Raw genomic sequence first — 21,571 nt, 5'->3', positions numbered from 1 at the left:
GAGTGACTGGATGAAAATCATCATCCTCGGTGCGGGACAGGTCGGCGGTTCGCTGGCCGAGCATTTGGCCAGTGAAGCCAACGACATCACGGTGGTCGACACCGACGGCGAGCGCCTGCGCGACCTCGGCGATCGGCTCGATATTCGTACCGTGCAGGGCCGTGGTTCGCTGCCGTCGGTGCTGCGTCAGGCCGGTGCCGACGACGCCGACATGCTGGTCGCGGTAACCAACAGCGACGAGACCAACATGGTCGCCTGCCAGGTTGCCCACACGTTGTTCCACACCCCGACCAAGATCGCCCGGGTGCGCGAAGCGTCCTACCTCCATCGCGAAGAACAGCTGTTCCAGAACGAAGCGATTCCGGTCGACGTGCTGATCAGCCCCGAGCAAGTGGTGACCAACTACATCAAGCGTCTGATCCAGCATCCCGGTGCCCTGCAGGTGATCGACTTCGCCGAAGGCGCGGCGCAACTGGTGGCGGTGCGTGCCTATTACGGCGGGCCGCTGGTGGGTCAGCAACTGCGCCAGTTGCGTGAGCACATGCCGAATGTCGAGACCCGCGTTGCAGCGATTTTCCGCCGTGACCGTCCGATCCTGCCCCAAGGCGATACGGTGATCGAGGCGGATGACGAAGTCTTTTTCATCGCCGCCCGTGAGAATATTCGCGCGGTCATGAGCGAAATGCGCCGTCTCGACGAAACCTACAAACGCATCGTCATCGCTGGCGGCGGGCAGATCGGTGAACGGCTGGCCGAGGCCATCGAAAGCCGTTATCAGGTGAAGATCATCGAGATGAACCCGGCGCGTTGCCGTTATCTCTCCGACACCCTCGACAGCACCGTAGTGTTGCAGGGCAGCGCCTCCGACCGTGATCTGCTGCTGGAAGAGAACATCGCCGACGCCGACATCTTCCTCGCCCTGACCAACGATGACGAAGCCAACATCATGTCGTCGTTGCTGGCCAAACGGCTGGGGGCGAAGAAGGTCATGACGATCATCAATAACCCGGCCTATGTCGACCTGATTCAGGGCGGCGACATCGACATCGCCATCAGCCCGCAACTGGCGACCATCGGCACCCTGCTGGCCCACGTACGGCGTGGCGATATCGTCAGCGTGCACTCACTGCGTCGCGGTGCGGCGGAGGCGATCGAGGCAATTGCCCACGGTGATGCGAAGTCGAGCAAGGTCATCGGCAAGCCCATCGAGAAAATCGGCCTGCCGCCGGGCACCACGATTGGTGCGGTGATCCGCAATGAACAAGTGATCATCGCCCACGATGACACGGTGATCGAAGCGGGCGACCATGTGATTCTGTTCCTTGTGGATAAAAAGCATATTCGCGATGTGGAGAAGCTGTTCCATGTGGGGTTGAGCTTCTTCTGATGCGGAATTTTCTGTGTCTGTTATGGCCTCATCGCTGGCAAGCCAGCTCCCACATGGATCTTCGGTGTACATCACATTTGTGAACAACCCAAAACCCTGTGGGAGCTGGCTTGCCAGCGATGGCGGCGCCACGAGTTTCCCCTGACACACCCGAAAAGGAATCCACCAATGCTCGAATCCCTGGAAAAAATGCTCGCCAAGGGTGTGGATAACTCCCTTTTGCGCTTCGGTCTGGGCAAGGGCTATCTGGATCTGGGCGAAAACGCCAAGGCCGCCGAGCATTTCCAGCGCTGTGTCGGTTTCGACCCGAAGTATTCGGCGGCGTGGAAATTGTTGGGCAAGGCGCAGCTGGCGCTGGGCGACACCGTCGCCGCGCGTAATGCGTGGGAACAAGGTCTGGAAACAGCCCGTGCCCATGGCGACAAGCAGGCCGAGAAGGAAATGACGGTGTTTCTGAAGAAGCTCGATCGTCAGGCGCAGTGATTCAGAGGTAACGAAGGCCGATCCCGTCGGCATCCACCGTCACCACTTCCATTCGTACGCTGGGTGCGCCTGTGGGTAAACCCTGTACCTGGCCATAGACCACCGCGCCTTTGGGCAACGATGCCAAGGTCGGATGCTGCACGAACACCCCGGTAGGCGACAGGTTGCGAGTCTGCCCGAGGCATTCGCCAAAGCTGTCGTGGGTGATTTTTATGCGGAAGGATTTGCGTTGTTCGGACATCTTGTTGCGCCCTTTGATGAACGGTTGTGGATAACTTCACTAGTGAGGTTATCCACAGATCATGCCAATCAGCTCAGTACCAGCGCTCTTCGCCCGGCGGACGTTTCTTGAAGCGCTTCATGCTCCACATGTACTGGCTCGGATACGCCGCGACATAACGCTCGACGACTTTGCTCATCGCCGCGCAGGACTCGGCAGTATCGGTGCTGTACATGGCTTCGGGCGCGGCTTCCAGGATCACTTTGTAGCCAGAACCGTCGGGCAGGCGCAGCGCATGCAGGAACACGCCGACGGCTTTGCCACCGGCGAGCATATTCGGCACGAATTTGCTGGTCAGCGCTTGAGTCGCGAAGAACGGCACAAAGACCCCGGCGGATTCGGCCGGTTCCGGGTCAGCGGGAATGCCCACTGCACCACCTTTGCGCACTTCCTTGATCACGCTGAGGATGCCTTCCTTGGTGGAAGCAGCGACTTTGTTGCCCAGTTGCACGCGCTGTTTGCGCAGCAATTCATCCACAGCCTTGAGCTTCGGCGGGCGGTAGAAAATGATCGGTTTGCACTGGCTGCAATAGAAGTGGTTGAGCACTTCCCAGTTGCCGAGGTGGCTGGTGATGCCAACCACGCCCTTGCCCGAGGCCAAGGCGTCTTTTAGCACGTCGAGTCCTTCGACTTCGCGTACCAGGTCGATCGAACGCTGCGCCGGCCAGATCCACGCGCAGGCGCTTTCGGTCAGCGATTTGCCGATGTCTTTCAGGCTCTGCCCGACCAAACGCTCACGCTCGGCCGGATCCATCTGTGGAAAACATTTGGCGAGGTTGATCCGCACCACGTCGCGGGAGCGGTTGGGGGTTTTCCACATGATCCAGCCGATCGCCGAACCCACGGCCTGCACGGCCCGCCATGGCAGCAGGGCAAACAGCCGCAGAGCGCCTACCAGCAAGGCGCCTTTAAACTTTTCCACAGGTCACTCCTGATCTTGTGCGGTGCGCGAGGCGGCCATTCTAACCGCCGATGGCGAGCTGCGCGTAGCGGTCGCAGTCCTGGGTGTGGTCCATGACCATGCCCGAGGCCTGCATCAGCGCGTAGCAAATGGTCGGGCCGACGAACGTGAACCCGGCCTTTTTCAGGGCTTTGCTCATCGCCAGCGCTTCGGGGGTGATCGCCGGGACTTCGCTGCGATCCTTGAAATGATTGATGATCGGTTGGTCGTTTACAAACGACCAGAGAAACGCCACCGGATCCTCCAGCGCCAGCCAGGCCTGGGCGTTACGGCGGGCGGCGTTGAGTTTGAGGCGGTTGCGAATGATCCCCGGATCAAGCATCAATTCGTCGATTTCAGCGTCGCTCATCTGCGCCACGCGCTGTACGTCGAAGCCGAATAACACTTCGCGATAACGCTCGCGTTTGCGCAGCACGGTGATCCACGACAGCCCGGCCTGGAACCCTTCGAGCAAAAGCAACTCGAACAAACCCTGCGCATCGCGTAGCGGCGTGCCCCACTCCTGGTCGTGATAAGCCATGTACAGCGGATCTTCGGTACACCAAAAGCAGCGTGGCATAAGGCTCCAGGGGGCGTGCGCAGCAATGAATCGGGTATACTCCCGCTCTTTAAATCGCAGCCCAAGAAACAGGTGAATTTCGTGAGCCAGCCTACGCCAGCCGTGCGTACCTTCCAAGACTTGATCCTCGCGCTCCAGCAATACTGGGCCGAGCAAGGTTGCGTGGTACTTCAGCCCTACGATATGGAAGTAGGCGCCGGCACTTTCCACACCGCGACCTTCCTCCGTGCCATCGGCCCGGAAACCTGGAACGCCGCTTACGTGCAGCCAAGCCGCCGTCCGACTGACGGCCGTTACGGCGAAAACCCGAACCGTCTGCAGCACTACTATCAGTTCCAGGTCGTGCTGAAGCCGAACCCGGACAACTTCCAGGAACTGTACCTGGGCTCCCTCAAGCATGTCGGCCTGGACCCGTTGGTTCACGACATTCGCTTCGTCGAAGACAACTGGGAATCGCCGACCCTCGGCGCCTGGGGTCTGGGCTGGGAAGTCTGGCTGAACGGCATGGAAGTGACTCAGTTCACCTACTTCCAGCAGGCGGGCGGCATCGAATGCTACCCGGTGACCGGCGAGATCACTTACGGTCTTGAGCGTCTGGCCATGTACCTGCAGGGCGTGGATTCGGTCTACGACCTGGTCTGGGCTGACGGCCCGATGGGCAAAGTCACCTACGGCGACGTGTTCCACCAGAACGAAGTGGAGCAGTCCACTTACAACTTCGAACATGCCAACGTCGACAAGCTGTTCGAACTGTTCGACTTCTATGAAAGCGAAGCCAAGCGCCTGATCGAACTCGATCAGCCGCTGCCGTTACCGAGCTACGAAATGGTGTTGAAGGCCTCGCACACCTTCAACCTGCTGGATGCACGCCGGGCGATCTCGGTGACCGCGCGTCAGCAATACATTCTGCGCGTACGCACCCTGGCGCGTTCCGTTGCGCAAGCCTACCTGCTGGCACGCGCCAAGCTGGGCTTCCCGATGGCGACCCCGGACCTGCGTGACGAAGTACTGGCCAAGCTGGAGGCAGCACAATGAGTGCGCAAGATTTTCTGGTTGAACTGGGCACCGAAGAACTGCCACCGAAAGCCCTGAACACCTTGGCTGAGGCGTTCCTCGCCGGTATCGACAAGGGCCTGCAAGCCGCTGGCCTGAGCTACGAGACCAAAACCGTTTACGCCGCACCGCGTCGTCTGGCTGTGCTGATCACCGCGCTGGCTACCCAGCAACCGGATCGCAGCATCAACCTCGACGGCCCGCCGCGTCAGGCGGCGTTCGACGCTGAAGGCAATCCAACGCAAGCAGCACTGGGCTTCGCCAAGAAGTGCGGCGTCGATCTGAGCGAAATTGATCAGAGCGGCCCGAAACTGCGCTACAGCCAGAGCATCGCTGGCAAGCCGACCGCGAGCCTGCTGCCGACCATCGTCGAAGATTCGCTGAACGACCTGCCGATCCCGAAACGCATGCGTTGGGGTGCGCGCAAGGAAGAGTTCGTGCGTCCGACCCAATGGCTGGTGATGCTGCTCGGTGACCAGGTCATCGACTGCACCATCCTCGCGCAAAAAGCTGGCCGTGATTCCCGTGGTCACCGCTTCCATCACCCGGAAAGCGTGCGCATCGGTTCGCCGTCGAGCTACCTGGCTGACCTGCGCGCCGCCTACGTACTGGCCGACGCCAACGAGCGTCGCGAGATCATCAGCAAGCGCACCGAAGAGCTGGCCACCCGTCAGGAAGGCACGGCCATCGTGCCGCCGGCACTGCTCGACGAAGTGACCGCGCTGGTTGAATGGCCGGTGCCGCTGGTGTGCTCGTTCGAGGAACGCTTCCTCGACGTGCCGCAAGAAGCGCTGATCACCACCATGCAGGACAACCAGAAGTACTTCTGCCTGCTGGATGCCGACGGCAAGTTGCTGCCACGCTTCATCACTGTGGCCAACATCGAAAGCAAAGATCCGCAGCAGATCATCGCCGGTAACGAGAAAGTGGTTCGCCCACGCCTGACCGACGCCGAGTTCTTCTTCAAGCAAGACAAGAAGCAGAAACTCGAAGCGTTCAACGATCGCCTGAAGAACGTGGTGTTCCAGGAAAAACTCGGCAGCGTCTACGACAAGGCCGAACGCGTATCGAAACTGGCTGCGTACATCGCCGCGCGCATTGGCGGCAACGCTTCTTGGGCTGCCCGTGCAGGCCTGCTGTCGAAATGCGACCTGGCCACCGAAATGGTCGGCGAGTTCCCGGAAATGCAAGGTGTCGCCGGTTACTACTACGCCCTCAATGACGGCGAGCCGGAAGACGTCGCGCTGGCGCTCAACGAGCAGTACATGCCACGCGGTGCCGGTGCAGAACTGCCAGCCACCCTGACCGGTGCGGCCGTTGCCATCGCTGACAAGCTTGACACCCTGGTCGGTATCTTCGGTATCGGCATGCTGCCAACCGGCAGCAAAGACCCGTATGCCCTGCGCCGCGCGGCACTCGGTGTGCTGCGTATCCTGATCGAGAAGAAACTCGATCTGGATCTGAACGACGCTGTCGCATTCGCGGTGAATGCGTTCGGTGCCAAGGTCAAGGCAGCCGGTCTCAACGAAGCGGTGCTGGAATTCATCTTCGACCGTCTGCGTGCGCGTTACGAAGACGAAGGCGTTGAAGTGGCCACTTACCTGTCGGTACGTGCCCTGAAGCCCGGTTCGGCGCTGGATTTCGATCAGCGTGTGCAAGCGGTTCAGGCCTTCCGCAAACTGCCGGAAGCGGCAGCGCTGGCGGCGGTGAACAAGCGTGTGTCGAACTTGTTGAGCAAACTCGAAGGCGCGGTACCGACCGAGGTGCAAGCCAAGTACTTCGACAACGCCAACGAGTTCTCGCTGTACTCGGCGATCCAGCAAGCGGATCAAGCGGTTCAGCCAATGGCTGCAGCGCGTCAGTACAACGAATCACTGGCACGCCTGGCGGCATTGCGTGAACCGGTGGATGCGTTCTTCGACGCGGTGATGGTCAATGCCGACGACGCCAATGTGCGGGCCAACCGTTACGCGCTGCTGGCGCGTCTGCGTGGTCTGTTCCTCGGTGTTGCCGACATTTCGCTGCTGGGTTGAGGGATTGCTGTTGAAACTGCTGATTCTCGATCGGGACGGAGTGATCAATTACGACTCCGACGCTTACATCAAGTCCGTGGCGGAGTGGATGCCGTTGCCCGGCTCGATCGAAGCGATTGCGCAGTTGAGCAAGGCCGGCTGGACGGTGGCGGTCGCCACTAACCAGTCGGGCATTGCTCGCGGCTACTACGACCTCGCCACCCTGGATGCCATGCATGCGCGCCTGCGCGAACTGGTAGCGGAGCAGGGCGGTGAAGTCGGGCTGATCGTGTATTGCCCGCATGGGCCGGACGAAGGTTGCGATTGCCGCAAGCCGAAACCGGGGATGTTGAAAACCATCGCTGCGCATTACAACGTCGAGCTGACCAATGTCTGGTTCGTCGGCGACAGCCTTGGTGACCTGGAGGCCGCCAAAGCCGTCGATTCACAGCCAGTTTTGGTAAAGACCGGAAAAGGCGCAAAGACTCAGGGCAAAACCCTGCCGGTTGGCACTCTGATTTTTGACGATCTGGCGGCGATTGCCGCAGAACTTATCCACAACTAGAGTACTTCTGAAGTTCCTGACCAGGGATTGATCGGGAGTGCGCTTGAACAGTCGGGCATTGCCCCGTAACGGTAAACGTCACTATGTCGATACTGCGGGCCATCAGGATTTTTCTCTTTTACCTGCTGCTGGGCACCACCTCCCTGCTGTGGTGCAGCTTGAGTTTTTTTATCGCGCCGTTTTTGCCATTCAAGGCGCGTTATCGTTTTATCAACGTGTACTGGTGCCGTTGCGCCTTGTGGTTGACCAAGGTGTTCCTCGGTATCCGTTACGAAATCAAAGGTGCGCAAAACGTGCCTGACCGGCCCTGCGTGATTCAGTCGAACCACCAGAGCACCTGGGAGACGTTCTTTCTCTCCGCTTATTTCTCTCCGCTGAGCCAAGTGCTCAAACGCGAACTGCTGTATGTACCGTTCTTCGGCTGGGCCATGGCCATGTTGCGGCCTATCGCGATTGACCGCGACAACCCGAAAGCTGCATTGAAACAAGTCGCCGCCAAGGGTGATGAGCTGCTCAAGGACAACGTTTGGGTGCTGATCTTCCCGGAAGGCACACGCGTTCCGTTTGGCACTGTCGGCAAGTTCTCCCGCAGTGGTAGCGCTTTGGCGGTGAATGCGGCGCTTCCGGTGCTGCCGATTGCACACAATGCCGGCAAGTTCTGGCCGAAAATAGGCTGGGGCAAGAAGTCCGGGGTGATCACCGTCGTCATCGGTGAGCCGATGTATGCCGAAGGCACGGGCCCGCGCGCCATCGCCGAGTTGAACGACCGGGTACAAGCCTGGAACGAGAAGACTCAGCGTGAAATGGGCTCGCTGCCACCGGCCCCGCAGGCCCCCGTTGCAGATGAGCAAGTGCCGGCCTGACATTTTGTGGATAACCTGTGTACGGTTTTGTTGAAAAGGCTTGAATTTTTATCTTAAGTGATTGATCTGCTTATATATTTCTCAAGCTCATAAAATCTTGTAAAACGTGCATAAGTTTTTTCGGATGTAAAAAAACCGGCTGATATAGCCGGTTTTTTTGTGCCTGTTCACTCGGGGATCAGCGGTAATTCGAGCAGGAACGTGGTGCCTTGATCGACCACACTCAAGCATTCGATTTTCCCGCCATGGTGATCGATCACTGCTTTGACCATCGACAGTCCCAAGCCCACGCCATCGATGCCTTGAGCGGAGGAAAAACGCCGGTACTGGGTGAAAAGGTCGGGCAATTCATCGGCGGCGATGCCCTTGCCTTGATCCGACAGTTCGCAACGTAACCATTCCTCCTCACAGCTCACATGCAACTGGACAGTGGTGTCTGACGGACTGTACTTGATGGCGTTTTCCAGCAAGTTGAACAGTGCACGGGTCAGCAAGCCTTGGTCAGCCGAGATCAGCCGCTCTTGGGATTCCTCATCCATGTTGTGGAGCAGCTCAATGCGTTTCTGCTGGGCGATGGGCAGAGCCTGGTCCAGCACGTCCAGCACCAACATCGCGAACAGACTTGGCTGGAACTGATACGCCTCGGATTCGGCCCTCGCCAGTAAAACGAAACCGTCGGTGAGGTCCAACGCGCGACGTACCTGACGTTCGATCTGTTCGAACAGCGGTGTATCGGCGCCAGCCTGGTGCCGGTGGACATCGAGCAAGGCAAGGATCGCCGAGTGTGGGGCACGCAGATCGTGCGAGAGGAACCGCAGCAAAACTCCGCGTTGCTCCTCGGCGGCGCGTTCGGCGCTGAGGTCGGTCAGGCTGAGCAACCAGCCTATCGGGGTGTCGCCGTCCACCGGCAGCAACGCGGCACGCTCGAGGCGCAGGCTGCGTTCCTTGCTATCGCGAAACTCCAACAGCGGCAGGGCGGACAACGTCGGTCGCACGTCGGTGGATAATTCCGGATAACCCAGGCGCTCCAGCTGATCAAGCACGTCATCCCCCACAAGAACATGATCAAACAGCGCGCGGGCCTTGCGGTTACCCAGCAGGATCTGCCCCTTGGGATCACTGATCAGCGTAGCGACGGGCAGGTATTCCAGGCCATCGGCGATGAACCGTCGGGTATCGCGGGTACGGCTCATGGCCTGCTCAAGCGCCATGATCTGGCCCTGTAAGCGATCAGTACCCGTGAATTGCGAGCGACGGCGTTCGGGGAAAACCTTCGGTTCGCTGTCCAGCCGTGCCAATTCCCACCCAAAATAAGTCAGCACCACACTCAGGCGCCGCCAGTTCCAGATCAGATAACCAAACAACATCCCCAGCACCGCTGGCGTCGGCGACCACCAACGACGCATCTCCGCTAAACCTGCACTGGCCAACAGCGCGCACGCCATGCCGATCAACGTGACCCACAGCGCCCAGCGCGGACGCCACAACAGCAGGCCAAGACTGCCGGCCACCAAGGCTACCGACAACAAGGCGCCCATGGCCGCAGACGAATCGTGCAAGTTGATCTGTGCGCGATAAGACAACAGCGCAGTCAGCGGCAACAGCACTAGACTTATCCACAACCATTCGCGCACCAACTGACGAAACAGGCGTTGCACTTGGCTCGGCTCTCGGCTTTCACGCCGACGATCATGGTTCATGTGGAAAAAGGGCAGGGCAGTGTGAATGGTTTCATAGGCCACAGGTCTGAGACGTAGACCGAAGAATCATAGCGGACGTCGACCGACGGGGGCTGCTTACTTTCATAGCGAGGGCCGAGCGACTATGGTTGTCCGCCAACTGCCCAAGCAACAAGGAATCACCGCGTATGCGCGTTGCGATACTGGACGACGAACCCGCCGAACTGCGCCGGGTGGAGCAAACCCTGCAGCAAATGGCCGATGCCGGCGAACAGCCGTGGTCACTGCACAGCTTCGAACGCGGTGAGGATCTGCTGCGGCAATTGCGTCGGGAAACCTTCGACCTGCTGATCCTCGACTGGCAACTGCCCGACCTCACCGGACTGGCCCTGCTGCGCTGGACTCGCGAGCATATGGAAGCGCCACCCGCGGCGATCATGCTGACCAGTCGCGATGGTGAGAGCGATATTGTTCAGGCGTTGAATGCCGGGGCCGATGATTACGTCAGCAAGCCATTCCGGCCGAATGAACTGAAAGCGCGCGTTGCTGCGGTGCTGCGTCGGCATAGCCAGCAACGTGCGGCTGCTACCGAAGTGCTGATTTTTAACGACTTGACCTTCGATGACGCCGAACTGACCGTCACCCGGGAGGGCAATCCCATTGTCATGACAGAACGTGAGTATCGACTGGCGCGGTGTCTGTTCAGCAATCTGGGCCGGCCGTTGTCGCGGGATTATCTATATGAGCGATTCTGGCCGCATGAAGAGATGGCGTCGTCGCGACCTTTGGATACGCATATCTACCGGTTGCGGAACAAGCTCGGGCTGACGGCGGATCGGGGTTGGCAGTTGCTGACGATTTATGGGTATGGGTATCGGTTGGAGAGTGTGGCAACGGTGAGCGAATAAGTACGCTCAAAAAAAAGCCCGCTTACGCGGGCCTCTTGCCGAGTCAGCTCCACTGACAGTACTTGTCAGCGAATATCAGAACATGCGCATTGTGCGGCTTGATTTTGAATGAAGTGCGATGAATGTACTGGCGACCTGTTGCCCGACTAACCGCCATGGAACTGATTTCAGCGAAGCCATCACCGGCATCCTTGAGGTGAAGGAAGGTGTCACTCGAAATGACGTCCAGAGCCATCTGGTTGTCGCCAACCACAACGACCAGTTCCCGATCTTCCGTTGCAGTGATGCCTTGTGTGATTTTATGGGTAAAAAGCTCGAGAGCCGCATCTGGCATTTCGCGTTGACCGGACTCCCAGATTTCCCAGGTGCGCTTGGCGACATGTACCAATTGGGCTGCTTCAGCCGTGCTGGCACCTATGACCATGCGCGCTTTACGCGCTAAATCACCTTTTTTCACTGAATCAATCATCGAGCCATACTCCCGGAAAAGGCGCCAAGGAGCGTCCTTGACCTGCCTTTATATTCGCATGACCACACAAACATCGCAACAGCGACGTAAAATGCAATTTTGCACGATGAGCAAAACCTTTAAGTTGCACTTTTATTGACAAGTTACCACTGAAAAGATACTTTGATTCCTGTCACCGCCATTTCAAAAGGAATCATCATGCTTCCCAACCCATCTTCTCCGGAGTTTCCGGCAGCCCTGAAAGCCCGCCGAGAGTCGTTGGGCATGAGCCGCTCAGCGTTGGCCCGAGAAGCCAACATCCATGTGGTCATGCCACGTCGCTACGAAGAACCTGACTGCGGAGAGTTCGCTCGACCTCGAGTCGATACCACCTGGATTGCTTTGAACAAAGCACTCGGGTACGAAATTCCAGCTGAGTTACTGGCATCGCTAGTGCAAACGCCTCTTGATTCCAACGGTGGAAATACCCGTAAAACCCCTGAAGGTGGAGGGGTTGCAGCACTGACGTTGGCGCAAGCCAAAGCGGGACTGGCGCTCACTTTTGGCGTGGACATCGATAACATCGAAATCACTATTCATGGATAGTTTCGAATCAGCGACATCGACTAACATGAAAGTTGCAACTTTTAAGGTGAGAGGGATGAATACCTTGCAGATTATCGAATGGAACAAGATTTCAGAAACGCTGATGCAAAACGTAAAGGCCATGCCGCTTGGTCAAGAACGTAAAATTCGCGAGATCATTGGCGAAGAGCCTTGGGCGCCACTGTTTCGCACTACACGGCATCGCTTCGGAAAACATGTACGTGCCAATCCCGAGCGCTATGGATTGGTGTTTGCGCGAATGGCGGGACGCATCGCCGTTTACAAAAAATCTTCCATTTGAAGCTTTGCGCAGTGATCTTTTGGTGCCTGCGCGAAAGCGTCTGAATCGGCGTAAGCGCTCAGATGCGCTGGGATAAAACGCGAGATCCCACAAAAACAAAAACCCCGGCATTAGGCCGGGGTTTTGTTTTAAAGGGCGGTAGTAACCCGGCCATTTATATCCTGATGGTTGTTGATACCTGAATCAGAAATCCAGGTTCGAAACCGCCAGCGCATTGCTCTCGATGAAGTCACGGCGAGGTTCGACCGCATCACCCATCAGGGTGTTGAAGATCTGGTCTGCGCCAATGGCGTCTTCGATGGTGACTTTCAGCATGCGGCGCACGCTTGGGTCCATGGTGGTTTCCCACAGCTGATCCGGGTTCATTTCGCCCAGACCTTTGTATCGCTGAATGGTGTGGCGCTTGGTGCTTTCAGCCATCAACCAGTCCAGTGCTTCCTTGAACTCGGTGACCGCTTTCTTGCGCTCGCCACGCTGGATGTACGCGCCTTCGTCGAGCAGGGTGCTCAGCTGAGCGCCGAGGGTGACGACGGTTTTGTAGTCGTTGCTGCCGAAGAAGTCGCGGTTGAAGGTGACGTAGTTCGACAGGCCGTGGGAGATCAGTTCGACCTCTGGCAGCCACACACCACGTTCACGATCTTCACGCAGGCTGGCCTTGTAGACCAGACCGGATTTTTCCACGGTACGCAGACGCGCTTCGTACTGGGCCAGCCACTCCTGCATCGCGGCGTGGTCGCCGAGCTTTTCCAGGCTCACGGCCGGCAGATAGATGAAGTGCTCGGTCAATTCCTGCGGGTACAAGCGCGACAGACGCTTGAGGGTCTTCATTACCATGCGGAAGTCGTTCACCAGACGTTCCAGCGCTTCACCGGAAATGCCCGGGGCTTCTTCGTTCAGGTGCAGGCTCGCGTCTTCCAGGGCCGACTGCGTCATGTACTCTTCCATGGCGTCGTCGTCTTTGATGTATTGCTCTTGCTTGCCTTTCTTGACTTTGTACAGCGGCGGCTGGGCGATATAGATGTAGCCGCGCTCGATCAGCTCCGGCAACTGACGGAAGAAGAAGGTCAGCAGCAGAGTACGGATGTGCGAACCGTCGACGTCAGCATCGGTCATGATGATGATGTTGTGATAACGCAGTTTGTCGATGTTGTACTCGTCGCGACCGATACCGCAGCCCAGTGCGGTGATCAAGGTGCCCACCTCCTGGGAAGAGATCATCTTGTCGAAACGCGCTTTCTCGACGTTGAGGATCTTGCCCTTCAACGGCAGGATCGCCTGGGTCTTGCGGTTACGTCCCTGCTTGGCAGAGCCGCCCGCGGAGTCACCTTCCACCAGGTACAGTTCGGAGAGTGCAGGGTCTTTTTCCTGGCAATCAGCGAGCTTGCCCGGCAGGCCGGCGATGTCCAGCGCGCCTTTGCGGCGGGTCATCTCACGGGCCTTGCGCGCCGCTTCACGGGCACGGGCAGCGTCGATCATCTTGCCGACGACCAGCTTGGCTTCGTTCGGGTTTTCCAGGAGGAAGTCGGAGAAGTACTTGCCCATTTCCTGTTCGACCGCGGTCTTCACTTCGGAAGAGACCAGCTTGTCTTTGGTCTGCGAGCTGAACTTCGGATCCGGTACTTTCACCGAGATGATCGCGGTCAGGCCTTCACGGGCATCGTCACCGGTGGTCGCGACTTTGTGCTTCTTCGCCAGACCTTCCTGCTCGATGTAGTTGTTCAGGTTACGCGTGAGTGCTGAACGGAAGCCCACCAAGTGAGTGCCGCCATCGCGCTGCGGAATGTTGTTGGTGAAGCACAACAGGTTCTCGTTGAAGCTGTCGTTCCACTGCAGGGCGATTTCCACGCCGATGCCGTCTTCACGCTGGATGTTGAAGTGGAACACCTGGTTGACCGCAGTCTTGTTGGTGTTCAGGTATTCAACGAACGCACGCAAACCGCCTTCGTACTTGAACAGCTCTTCCTTGCCGCTGCGCTCATCCTTGAGGACGATGCCGACACCGGAGTTGAGGAAGGACAGTTCACGAATGCGCTTGGCCAGGATGTCCCAGCTGAAGTGAATGTTCTTGAAGGTTTCGCTGGACGCCTTGAAATGAATCTGGGTACCGGTGGTTTCGCTGTCGCCAACGATGGCCATCGGCGCCTGAGGTACGCCGTGGACGTAGGTCTGTTCCCAGATCTTGCCGCTGCGGCGAACGGTCAGAACCAGTTCTTCGGACAGTGCGTTCACTACCGACACACCTACACCGTGCAGACCGCCGGATACTTTGTAGGAGTTGTCGTCGAACTTACCGCCAGCGTGGAGGACGGTCATGATGACCTCGGCGGCGGAAACGCCTTCCTCTTTGTGCACGTCTACCGGGATGCCACGGCCGTTGTCTTTAACGGTGATGGACTCATCCGGGTGGATGATGATGCTGATGTCGTCGCAGTGGCCGGCGAGGGCTTCGTCGATCGAGTTGTCGACCACCTCGAACACCATGTGGTGCAGACCGCTGCCATCGTCGGTGTCACCAATGTACATACCGGGACGTTTGCGTACGGCATCCAGGCCTTTCAGCACTTTAATGCTCGTTGAGTCGTACGTATTTTCTTCGCTCAATGCCTTCACTCCCGATGGTCGTGGGTCTGGGTGATACGGCCCTGTTCCACGTGGAACAAAGCGACTGGCGTTTCCGTCTGCCAGCCTTCCCTCAATAATTCGTGATCTACACAGGTGATAAACACCTGGCAGCGTAAGTCTTCCAGCAAGCGGCACAGCGCGCGACGATGGCTCTCGTCCAGCTCGGACGGCAAGTCATCCACCAGATAAATACACTGACCGCGTCGGGCCTGGCTGACTAGATGCCCTTGGGCAATCCGCAGTGCACAGACCACCAACTTCTGCTGACCTCGGGACAAAATGTCCGCGGCGTTGTGTGCGCCCAATCTAAGACGCAAATCAGCCCGTTGCGGTCCTGCCTGGGTATGACCCATTTGCTGGTCCCGTTGCACGGAACCGGCCAGTACGGCGCTCAACTCCCGGTCTTTGTCCCAGCCTCGGTAATAGCTGAGCGTCAAACCTTCGAGCTCAACCAGTTCGCTCAAGGTTTGTTCAAAGACTGGTTTCAAGGCTTTGATGTAAGCGCGGCGGTATTCATCGATTTCAGCGCTGGCCTGGCACAGTTCCCTGTCCCAAACCGCTTGCGAAACGGCGTCAAGTGTACCATGCCGCAGCCATGAGTTTCTCTGGCGCAAGGCCTTCTGCAAACGCTGCCAAGTGGCCATGAACCGTGGCTCGACGTGGAACACGCCCCAGTCGAGAAACTGCCGGCGAATCTTCGGCGCGCCTTCAAGCAGGCGGAAGCTGTCGGGGTTGATCAACTGCAGTGGCAGGATCTCCGCCAGTTGCGCAGCGCTGCGGGCGTTCTGGCCGTCGATGCGGATCTGGAACTCGCCCTGACGATCGCGCGAGATACCCAAAGCGCTGTGCCCACCCTCGGCCAGTTCGACCTGACCGAACACGGTACAGGCGAGCTGTTCGTACTGGATGACCGGCAACAGCCGCGTGCTACGAAACGAACGGGCAAGCCCCAGCAGATGAATGGCTTCCAGAACACTGGTTTTGCCGCTGCCGTTGGCGCCGTAAAGAATGTTGATGCGGGGGGAGGGGGAGAAGGTCACCGGGTGCAGATTGCGCACCGCGGTGACCGAAACACGACTTAAGGACATCCAGGGTCAGCTGATTACAGACGCATCGGCATGACAACGTAAGCCGAATCGTCGTTGTCGGACTCTTGCACCAGCGCACTGCTGTTGGAGTCGGACAGGATCAGACGAACCTGCTCGGTGGTCATCACGCCCAGCACGTCGAGCAAATAGCTCACGTTGAAGCCGATTTCCAGCGAACCGCCGTTGTATTCAACGCCCACTTCTTCTTCCGCTTCTTCCTGCTCCGGGTTGTTGGCCTGGATCTTCAACTGACCGCTGGCCAGTTGCAGACGAATACCACGGTACTTCTCGTTGGACAGAATCGCGGTGCGGCTGAATGCTTCACGCAGAGCCTGACGATCGCCCAGTACCAACTTGTCGCCGCCCTTCGGCAGAACGCGCTCGTAGTCCGGAAACTTGCCGTCGACCAGTTTCGAGGTGAAGGTGAATTCGCCGGTAGTGGCGCGGATGTGGTGCTGGCCCAATACGATACTGACGTTGCCGTCCGGCTCGGTGAGCAGACGTGCCAGTTCAAGGATACCTTTGCGGGGCACGATCACTTGATGGCGATCCGGCTGGCCGATATCGGCCTTCATCGAGCACATGGCAAGGCGGTGACCGTCGGTGGCCACGGCGCGAATGATGCCCTCGGACACTTCCAGCAGCATACCGTTGAGGTAGTAACGCACGTCCTGCTGAGCCATGGCGAAGCTGGTGCGCTCGATCAGGCGACGCAGTTTGCTTTGCTCGAGGCTGCAAGTCAGCGAGCCTGGACCTTCTTCAACGGTCGGGAAATCGTTGGCTGGCAAAGTCGACAGAGTGAAACGGCTACGACCAGCCTTCACGACCAGCTTCTGCTCGTCGACCTTGATGTCTATCAGCGCATCGTTGGGCAAGCTTTTGCAGATATCCATCAGCTTGCGCGCAGGCACGGTGATGGAACCTGTTTCAGCCGGCTCTTCAAGTTGCACACGACCGACCAGCTCGACTTCCAGGTCGGTACCGGTCAGCGACAACTGCTGGCCTTCGACAACCAGCAGCACGTTGGAGAGTACCGGCAAGGTCTGTCGGCGCTCGACGACGCCTGCGACCAGTTGCAGGGGTTTCAACAGGGCTTCGCGTTGAATGGTGAAATGCATGGTCTAGTCCCTTGCCTTAATAAGCTGCGCTGGTGTTCATCAAGTGGTCAGTGTACGCAGCAGGTTCTTGTAGTCCTCGCGGATGTCCGCGTCGGATTCCTTAAGTTCGTTGATCTTGCGGCAGGCGTGCAACACGGTGGTGTGGTCACGGCCGCCAAACACATCGCCGATTTCCGGCAGGCTGTGGTTGGTCAGTTCCTTGGACAACGCCATGGCCACCTGACGCGGACGCGCAACCGAGCGCGAACGGCGCTTGGACAGCAGATCCGAGATCTTGATCTTGTAGTACTCGGCGACGGTGCGCTGAATGTTATCCACAGAGACCAGTTTGTCCTGCAACGCCAGCAGGTCTTTCAGGGATTCGCGAATCAGCTCGATGGTGATGTCGCGGCCCATGAAGTGCGAGTGGGCGATCACGCGTTTCAGCGCGCCTTCCAGCTCGCGGACGTTGGAGCGAATACGCTGGGCGATAAAGAACGCGGCGTCGTGCGGCAAGTCGACTTTGGCCTGGTCGGCCTTCTTCATCAAGATCGCCACGCGGGTTTCCAGTTCGGGCGGCTCGACGGCAACCGTCAGGCCCCAGCCGAAGCGGGATTTAAGGCGCTCTTCAAGGCCTTCGATTTCTTTCGGGTAGCGGTCACTGGTAAGAATGACCTGCTGACCACCTTCAAGCAGGGCGTTGAAGGTGTGGAAAAACTCTTCCTGCGAGCGCTCTTTGCGGGCGAAGAACTGAATGTCGTCGATCAGCAAAGCATCCACCGAACGGTAGAAACGCTTGAACTCGTTGATCGCGTTCAGTTGCAGGGCCTTGACCATGTCGGCCACGAAACGCTCGGAATGCAGGTACACGACCTTGGCATTCGGGTTCTTCTTTAATAGATGGTTACCCACCGCGTGCATCAAGTGGGTTTTACCCAGACCAACGCCACCATAAAGGAACAGTGGGTTGTAGCCATGCTTGGGGTTGTCCGCCACTTGCCAGGCCGCCGCGCGGGCGAGCTGGTTGGATTTACCTTCGACGAAGTTTTCGAAGGTGAAAGTGCGGTTCAGGTAACTGGTGTGCTTGAGCGCGCCTTCGACCTGCACGGTGCGCTGTTCGGCGCGGACCGGGGCTTGCTGCGAAGCGGCACCGGACATCGGGTCGAAACTGTCGCGAGACGGTTCATCGCTGACTTCAGGGCTTTTCTGCGTCGAACGCTTGGCCGTCGGTGCAGGCGTCTGCGAGGGTGCCGGCGTGTTCGCAGGCGCGGCATTGGCCTGAGCCTGAGAAACCTGTGCGGCGGCCAGCGGCGCATTCGGTGCGGCACGCGGAGCGGAACTGCGTTTGCTGCCTATTAATAAGGAAAGCGCAGGCGCCATGCCGTTGCCGTGCTCATCCAGCAGCTCAAGGACCCGTCCCAGGTACTTTTCGTTGACCCAGTCCAGCACAAAACGGTTTGGTGCGTAGACGCGCAACTCGTCGCCTTCGGCTTCGACCTGTAGTGGACGGATCCAGGTGTTGAATTGTTGGGCAGGCAGCTCCTCGCGCAAAAGCTCCACGCACTGCTGCCAAAGTTCCACTGACACGGATATCCCCTAAGTTGAAAGCCGGTGAGGCAAAAACAAGCGGCCATTGTAGCGGCGAGCCGTCCACTTATCCACATGCAGGTTGCCCGGTGACCATGATTTATCAATGCGTTAAATCAGAAAAAGGCGACCAACGGTGTGTGAATAAGCTCTGTGGATAACCGCCTCTAAGGGCACTGGACAACTGGGGGTTGAACTCGGTGGATAACCTGCCTGTGGATAACAGCCCATTCCACGCACAGGTTATCCGATAGCGCAGCACAGGCTGAACACGGTTTTCCACCGTAGTTGTCATTCTCTGTACATCAGGTAAAACATGGGCTGATGTCACTTATCCACAGAAGAGGTCGTGCCTAGCTTTTATAAGCTTTACAGAAAAGCTTTAAATAATTCCCTTCTTTATTTTTATATTTGGCAGACAAGCTTTCAGGCAGAGAGAGCCCCGATATCTATTTATAAGGAAACGCTGGTTGGAAATTGACCTGAAGGCTTGCTTTCTCTAGAATCCCCGGTCTCTTAAAACGGGGGCCATTCCGGCCCGTTGTGGACGAACCAGGTAACACGACATGAAACGTACTTTCCAACCAAGCACTATCAAACGCGCCCGTACCCACGGTTTCCGTGCTCGCATGGCTACCAAGAACGGCCGTGCAGTCCTGTCGCGTCGCCGCGCCAAAGGTCGTGCGCGTCTGGCAGTTTGATAATCCGGTACTGGAGGTGAGTCAGGACTTCAGTCGGGAAAAGCGTCTGCTTACTCCCCGGCATTTCAAGGCAGTCTTTGACTCCCCTACCGGCAAGGTTCCGGGGAAAAATCTCCTGCTCCTTGCACGCAACAACGATCTTGATCACCCCCGTCTCGGGCTGGTTATCGGGAAAAAGAGCGTAAAGCTCTCCGTTGAGCGCAATCGCCTCAAACGTTTGATGCGCGAATCGTTCCGTCTGCACCAGGATTCACTGGGCGGCTGGGACATCGTTATCGTCGCGCGCAAAGGTCTGGGCGATGTAGAAAACCCCGAATTGATTCAGCATTTCGGCAAGCTCTGGAAGCGTCTGGCACGCAGCAAGCCAGTTCCAGAAGTCAAAACCGAAACTGTAGGGGTAGACAGTACCGATGCGTAAACTGGCCCTCGTTCCGATCCAGTTTTATCGCTATGCCATTAGTCCTTTGATGGCCAGTCACTGTCGTTTCTACCCCAGTTGTTCCTGCTACGCGTATGAAGCCATCGAAAATCATGGCCTTCTGCGCGGTGGCTGGCTGACCTTTCGTCGTTTAGGTCGCTGTCATCCGTGGAATCCCGGTGGTTATGACCCGGTTCCACCTATCCCTACCTCCCGTTCTTCTTCGATGGCCGAGTAATCATGGATATCAAACGCACGATCCTGATCGTCGCCCTGGCAATCGTGGCCTACGTTATGGTCCTTAAATGGAACCAGGACTATGGTCAGGCTGCCCTGCCGACTCAGAATGTTGCTTCCAGTACGACTACATCCGGTTTGCCGGATACCGCCACTGGCAATAATGCTGCCGCCAGTGACGATATTCCGCGCGCCGCTAGCGATACCAGCGCACCTGCCGAAACGCCGGTAGCCGCCAGCAAGGACCTGATCCAGATCAAAACCGACGTGCTCGATCTCGCGATCGATCCACAAGGTGGCGATGTCGCTCAACTGACCTTGCCTCTGTATCCACGTCGTCAGGATCGTCCTGATGTTCCGTTCCAGCTGTTCGATAACGGCGGCGAACGTGTTTATCTGGCCCAAAGCGGTCTGATCGGCACCAACGGCCCGGATGCAAATCCTGCCGGTCGTCCGGTCTACTCCTCGGAGAAGAAGACTTATCAACTGGCTGACGGTCAGGACCAACTGGTCGTCGACCTGAAGTTCAGCAAGGACGGCGTCAATTACATCAAGCGTTTCACCCTGAAACGCGGCCTGTATGACGTAGCCGTTTCCTACATTGTGGATAACCAGAGCGCTCAGCCCTGGAACGGCGCAATGTTTGCTCAGTTGAAGCGCGACAACAGTGCCGATCCTTCGTCCACTACTGCTACTGGCACCGCGACTTACCTGGGCGCTGCCCTGTGGACAAGTTCGGAGCCGTACAAGAAAGTGTCCATGAAGGACATGGACAAGGCGCAGCTGAAAGAAACCGTCACCGGTGGTTGGGTAGCCTGGCTGCAACACTACTTCGTGACCGCGTGGATTCCGGCGAAGGGCGAAAACAACGTCGTCCAGACCCGTAAAGACAGCAAAGGCAACTACATCATCGGTTACACCGGTCCTACATTGACCGCTGCGCCAGGTGCCAAAGTTGAAACCAGCGCTGTGCTATATGCCGGTCCGAAAAGCCAGGCTGTGCTGAAAGAGTTGTCCCCAGGTCTGGAACTGACCGTCGACTACGGCATTCTGTGGTTCATTGCCCAGCCAATCTTCTGGTTGCTGCAACATATCCACGCCATTGTCGGTAACTGGGGCTGGTCGATCATCTTCCTGACCATGCTGATCAAGGGTCTCTTCTTCCCTCTGTCGGCTGCCAGCTACAAATCGATGGCGCGCATGCGTGCCGTTGCACCGAAACTGGCTGCTCTGAAAGAGCAACATGGCGATGACCGGCAGAAAATGTCGCAAGCCATGATGGAGCTGTACAAGAAAGAGAAGATCAATCCGCTGGGTGGTTGCTTGCCAATCCTCGTGCAGATGCCGGTTTTCCTTTCGCTGTACTGGGTTCTGCTGGAAAGCGTGGAAATGCGCCAAGCGCCGTTCATGCTGTGGATCACAGACCTGTCGATCAAGGATCCGTTCTTCATTCTGCCGATCATCATGGGCGCAACCATGTTCATCCAGCAGCAGTTGAACCCGACTCCTCCGGATCCGATGCAGGCGAAGGTCATGAAAATGATGCCAATCATCTTCACCTTCTTCTTCCTGTGGTTCCCGGCTGGTCTGGTGCTGTACTGGGTTGTGAACAACTGCCTGTCCATCACCCAACAGTGGTACATCACACGTAAGATCGAACGGGCTACCAAAGCAGCCGCTTGATTTACACTGTGGATAACCACTCAAAACGCCCCC

General features: G+C 57.7%; 22 protein-coding genes. 13 read left to right on the top strand and 9 right to left on the bottom strand.

What is annotated here, in order from left to right; all coding sequences use genetic code 11:
- The first annotated feature begins 10 nt into the window (after nucleotides 1-10).
- Nucleotides 11-1,387 carry a Trk system potassium transporter TrkA gene (trkA, locus tag ACZ0A4_RS24230; RefSeq protein WP_077575169.1) on the top strand — a complete coding sequence of 459 codons (1,377 nt, stop codon included), beginning with the start codon at nucleotides 11-13 and terminating at the stop codon, nucleotides 1,385-1,387.
- 168 nt (nucleotides 1,388-1,555) lie between these two features.
- Nucleotides 1,556-1,870 carry a tetratricopeptide repeat protein gene (locus tag ACZ0A4_RS24225; protein WP_463576612.1) on the top strand — a complete coding sequence of 105 codons (315 nt, stop codon included), beginning with the start codon at nucleotides 1,556-1,558 and terminating at the stop codon, nucleotides 1,868-1,870.
- Nucleotide 1,871: 1 nt separating this feature from the next.
- Here the strand turns inward: ACZ0A4_RS24225 and ACZ0A4_RS24220 are convergent, their stop codons facing one another.
- The 3 genes from ACZ0A4_RS24220 to ACZ0A4_RS24210 all read right to left on the bottom strand — a co-directional run bounded on the left by ACZ0A4_RS24220 (nucleotide 1,872) and on the right by ACZ0A4_RS24210 (nucleotide 3,670).
- A complete protein-coding gene (locus ACZ0A4_RS24220) occupies nucleotides 1,872-2,111 on the bottom strand; it encodes a PilZ domain-containing protein (protein WP_397483819.1) in 240 nt (79 codons plus the stop codon).
- Nucleotides 2,112-2,184: 73 nt separating this feature from the next.
- Complete coding sequence (locus ACZ0A4_RS24215) at nucleotides 2,185-3,072, bottom strand: lysophospholipid acyltransferase (RefSeq protein ID WP_463576611.1); 888 nt, start codon at nucleotides 3,070-3,072, stop codon at nucleotides 2,185-2,187.
- Between the two features lie 40 nt (nucleotides 3,073-3,112).
- Nucleotides 3,113-3,670, bottom strand: a complete 558-nt coding sequence (locus ACZ0A4_RS24210) for a DNA-3-methyladenine glycosylase I (protein WP_158954107.1) — start codon at nucleotides 3,668-3,670, stop codon at nucleotides 3,113-3,115.
- 81 nt (nucleotides 3,671-3,751) lie between these two features.
- On the opposite strand from ACZ0A4_RS24210, the gene glyQ reads away from it, so the two are divergent.
- The 4 genes from glyQ to ACZ0A4_RS24190 all read left to right on the top strand — a co-directional run bounded on the left by glyQ (nucleotide 3,752) and on the right by ACZ0A4_RS24190 (nucleotide 8,163).
- Nucleotides 3,752-4,705 (top strand): glycine--tRNA ligase subunit alpha, encoded by a 954-nt coding sequence (gene glyQ / locus ACZ0A4_RS24205; RefSeq protein ID WP_025112261.1) that lies wholly within the window; start codon nucleotides 3,752-3,754, stop codon nucleotides 4,703-4,705.
- Nucleotides 4,702-6,756, top strand: coding sequence for a glycine--tRNA ligase subunit beta (glyS, locus tag ACZ0A4_RS24200; RefSeq protein WP_463576610.1), 2,055 nt, complete (start codon nucleotides 4,702-4,704; stop codon nucleotides 6,754-6,756). Before glyQ ends, glyS begins: the two co-directional genes overlap by 4 nt.
- Before the next feature lie 4 nt (nucleotides 6,757-6,760).
- On the top strand, nucleotides 6,761-7,300 hold the full coding sequence (gmhB, locus tag ACZ0A4_RS24195; protein WP_463576609.1) for a D-glycero-beta-D-manno-heptose 1,7-bisphosphate 7-phosphatase: 540 nt from the start codon (nucleotides 6,761-6,763) through the stop codon (nucleotides 7,298-7,300).
- Between the two features lie 83 nt (nucleotides 7,301-7,383).
- Nucleotides 7,384-8,163 carry a lysophospholipid acyltransferase family protein gene (locus tag ACZ0A4_RS24190; RefSeq protein WP_463576608.1) on the top strand — a complete coding sequence of 260 codons (780 nt, stop codon included), beginning with the start codon at nucleotides 7,384-7,386 and terminating at the stop codon, nucleotides 8,161-8,163.
- 167 nt (nucleotides 8,164-8,330) lie between these two features.
- On the opposite strand, the gene ACZ0A4_RS24185 is transcribed toward ACZ0A4_RS24190, so the two are convergent.
- Nucleotides 8,331-9,863, bottom strand: coding sequence for a sensor histidine kinase (locus ACZ0A4_RS24185; RefSeq protein WP_463576607.1), 1,533 nt, complete (start codon nucleotides 9,861-9,863; stop codon nucleotides 8,331-8,333).
- A 167-nt stretch (nucleotides 9,864-10,030) separates the two neighbouring features.
- Between ACZ0A4_RS24185 and ACZ0A4_RS24180 the strand changes: the two genes are divergently transcribed.
- Nucleotides 10,031-10,750 (top strand): response regulator transcription factor, encoded by a 720-nt coding sequence (locus ACZ0A4_RS24180; RefSeq protein WP_463576606.1) that lies wholly within the window; start codon nucleotides 10,031-10,033, stop codon nucleotides 10,748-10,750.
- 43 nt (nucleotides 10,751-10,793) lie between these two features.
- Here ACZ0A4_RS24180 and ACZ0A4_RS24175 read toward each other — a convergent pair whose 3' ends face one another.
- Nucleotides 10,794-11,219 (bottom strand): hypothetical protein, encoded by a 426-nt coding sequence (locus ACZ0A4_RS24175; RefSeq protein ID WP_463576605.1) that lies wholly within the window; start codon nucleotides 11,217-11,219, stop codon nucleotides 10,794-10,796.
- 198 nt (nucleotides 11,220-11,417) lie between these two features.
- Here ACZ0A4_RS24175 and ACZ0A4_RS24170 point away from each other — a divergent pair, with 198 nt between their 5' ends.
- Both ACZ0A4_RS24170 and ACZ0A4_RS24165 read left to right on the top strand, forming a co-directional pair.
- Entirely contained in the window at nucleotides 11,418-11,804 is a 387-nt protein-coding gene (locus ACZ0A4_RS24170) for a helix-turn-helix domain-containing protein (protein WP_463576604.1), read from the top strand.
- A 55-nt stretch (nucleotides 11,805-11,859) separates the two neighbouring features.
- Complete coding sequence (locus tag ACZ0A4_RS24165; protein ID WP_463576603.1) at nucleotides 11,860-12,105, top strand: hypothetical protein; 246 nt, start codon at nucleotides 11,860-11,862, stop codon at nucleotides 12,103-12,105.
- A gap of 183 nt (nucleotides 12,106-12,288) precedes the next feature.
- On the opposite strand, the gene gyrB is transcribed toward ACZ0A4_RS24165, so the two are convergent.
- Genes gyrB through dnaA form a run of 4 tightly spaced genes read right to left on the bottom strand, consistent with a single transcriptional unit; the run spans nucleotide 12,289 to nucleotide 18,499 of the window.
- The gene (gene gyrB / locus ACZ0A4_RS24160; protein WP_007911885.1) at nucleotides 12,289-14,706 is read right to left on the bottom strand and encodes a DNA topoisomerase (ATP-hydrolyzing) subunit B; all 2,418 of its coding nucleotides are present in this window, start codon (nucleotides 14,704-14,706) and stop codon (nucleotides 12,289-12,291) included.
- 5 nt (nucleotides 14,707-14,711) lie between these two features.
- The gene (recF, locus tag ACZ0A4_RS24155; protein WP_003220208.1) at nucleotides 14,712-15,815 is read right to left on the bottom strand and encodes a DNA replication/repair protein RecF; all 1,104 of its coding nucleotides are present in this window, start codon (nucleotides 15,813-15,815) and stop codon (nucleotides 14,712-14,714) included.
- 14 nt (nucleotides 15,816-15,829) lie between these two features.
- Complete coding sequence (dnaN, locus tag ACZ0A4_RS24150) at nucleotides 15,830-16,933, bottom strand: DNA polymerase III subunit beta (RefSeq protein ID WP_007911887.1); 1,104 nt, start codon at nucleotides 16,931-16,933, stop codon at nucleotides 15,830-15,832.
- Between the two features lie 39 nt (nucleotides 16,934-16,972).
- Nucleotides 16,973-18,499 carry a chromosomal replication initiator protein DnaA gene (gene dnaA / locus ACZ0A4_RS24145; RefSeq protein ID WP_463576602.1) on the bottom strand — a complete coding sequence of 509 codons (1,527 nt, stop codon included), beginning with the start codon at nucleotides 18,497-18,499 and terminating at the stop codon, nucleotides 16,973-16,975.
- 566 nt (nucleotides 18,500-19,065) lie between these two features.
- Between dnaA and rpmH the strand changes: the two genes are divergently transcribed.
- Genes rpmH through yidC form a run of 4 tightly spaced genes read left to right on the top strand, consistent with a single transcriptional unit; the run spans nucleotide 19,066 to nucleotide 21,538 of the window.
- Nucleotides 19,066-19,200, top strand: coding sequence for a 50S ribosomal protein L34 (rpmH, locus tag ACZ0A4_RS24140; RefSeq protein WP_003213577.1), 135 nt, complete (start codon nucleotides 19,066-19,068; stop codon nucleotides 19,198-19,200).
- A gap of 16 nt (nucleotides 19,201-19,216) precedes the next feature.
- On the top strand, nucleotides 19,217-19,618 hold the full coding sequence (rnpA, locus tag ACZ0A4_RS24135) for a ribonuclease P protein component (RefSeq protein ID WP_463577626.1): 402 nt from the start codon (nucleotides 19,217-19,219) through the stop codon (nucleotides 19,616-19,618).
- On the top strand, nucleotides 19,611-19,856 hold the full coding sequence (yidD, locus tag ACZ0A4_RS24130; RefSeq protein WP_010465488.1) for a membrane protein insertion efficiency factor YidD: 246 nt from the start codon (nucleotides 19,611-19,613) through the stop codon (nucleotides 19,854-19,856). The genes rnpA and yidD overlap by 8 nt, the downstream gene beginning before the upstream one ends.
- Nucleotides 19,857-19,858: 2 nt before the next feature.
- On the top strand, nucleotides 19,859-21,538 hold the full coding sequence (yidC, locus tag ACZ0A4_RS24125; RefSeq protein ID WP_034152190.1) for a membrane protein insertase YidC: 1,680 nt from the start codon (nucleotides 19,859-19,861) through the stop codon (nucleotides 21,536-21,538).
- Nucleotides 21,539-21,571 lie beyond the last annotated feature (33 nt).

Source organism: Pseudomonas sp. AC172, from assembly GCF_979258595.1.
This window is presented reverse-complemented; position numbering and strand designations above follow the sequence as displayed.

Coding starts and splice junctions, on each gene's coding strand:
- trkA (WP_077575169.1), top strand. CDS start 11: ATGAAAATCATCATCCTCGGTGCGGGACAGGTCGGCGGTTCGCTGGCC.
- ACZ0A4_RS24225 (WP_463576612.1), top strand. CDS start 1,556: ATGCTCGAATCCCTGGAAAAAATGCTCGCCAAGGGTGTGGATAACTCC.
- ACZ0A4_RS24220 (WP_397483819.1), bottom strand. CDS start 2,111: ATGTCCGAACAACGCAAATCCTTCCGCATAAAAATCACCCACGACAGC.
- ACZ0A4_RS24210 (WP_158954107.1), bottom strand. CDS start 3,670: ATGCCACGCTGCTTTTGGTGTACCGAAGATCCGCTGTACATGGCTTAT.
- glyS (WP_463576610.1), top strand. CDS start 4,702: ATGAGTGCGCAAGATTTTCTGGTTGAACTGGGCACCGAAGAACTGCCA.
- ACZ0A4_RS24190 (WP_463576608.1), top strand. CDS start 7,384: ATGTCGATACTGCGGGCCATCAGGATTTTTCTCTTTTACCTGCTGCTG.
- ACZ0A4_RS24185 (WP_463576607.1), bottom strand. CDS start 9,863: ATGAACCATGATCGTCGGCGTGAAAGCCGAGAGCCGAGCCAAGTGCAA.
- ACZ0A4_RS24180 (WP_463576606.1), top strand. CDS start 10,031: ATGCGCGTTGCGATACTGGACGACGAACCCGCCGAACTGCGCCGGGTG.
- ACZ0A4_RS24175 (WP_463576605.1), bottom strand. CDS start 11,219: ATGATTGATTCAGTGAAAAAAGGTGATTTAGCGCGTAAAGCGCGCATG.
- ACZ0A4_RS24170 (WP_463576604.1), top strand. CDS start 11,418: ATGCTTCCCAACCCATCTTCTCCGGAGTTTCCGGCAGCCCTGAAAGCC.
- ACZ0A4_RS24165 (WP_463576603.1), top strand. CDS start 11,860: ATGAATACCTTGCAGATTATCGAATGGAACAAGATTTCAGAAACGCTG.
- recF (WP_003220208.1), bottom strand. CDS start 15,815: ATGTCCTTAAGTCGTGTTTCGGTCACCGCGGTGCGCAATCTGCACCCG.
- dnaN (WP_007911887.1), bottom strand. CDS start 16,933: ATGCATTTCACCATTCAACGCGAAGCCCTGTTGAAACCCCTGCAACTG.
- rpmH (WP_003213577.1), top strand. CDS start 19,066: ATGAAACGTACTTTCCAACCAAGCACTATCAAACGCGCCCGTACCCAC.
- yidD (WP_010465488.1), top strand. CDS start 19,611: ATGCGTAAACTGGCCCTCGTTCCGATCCAGTTTTATCGCTATGCCATT.
- yidC (WP_034152190.1), top strand. CDS start 19,859: ATGGATATCAAACGCACGATCCTGATCGTCGCCCTGGCAATCGTGGCC.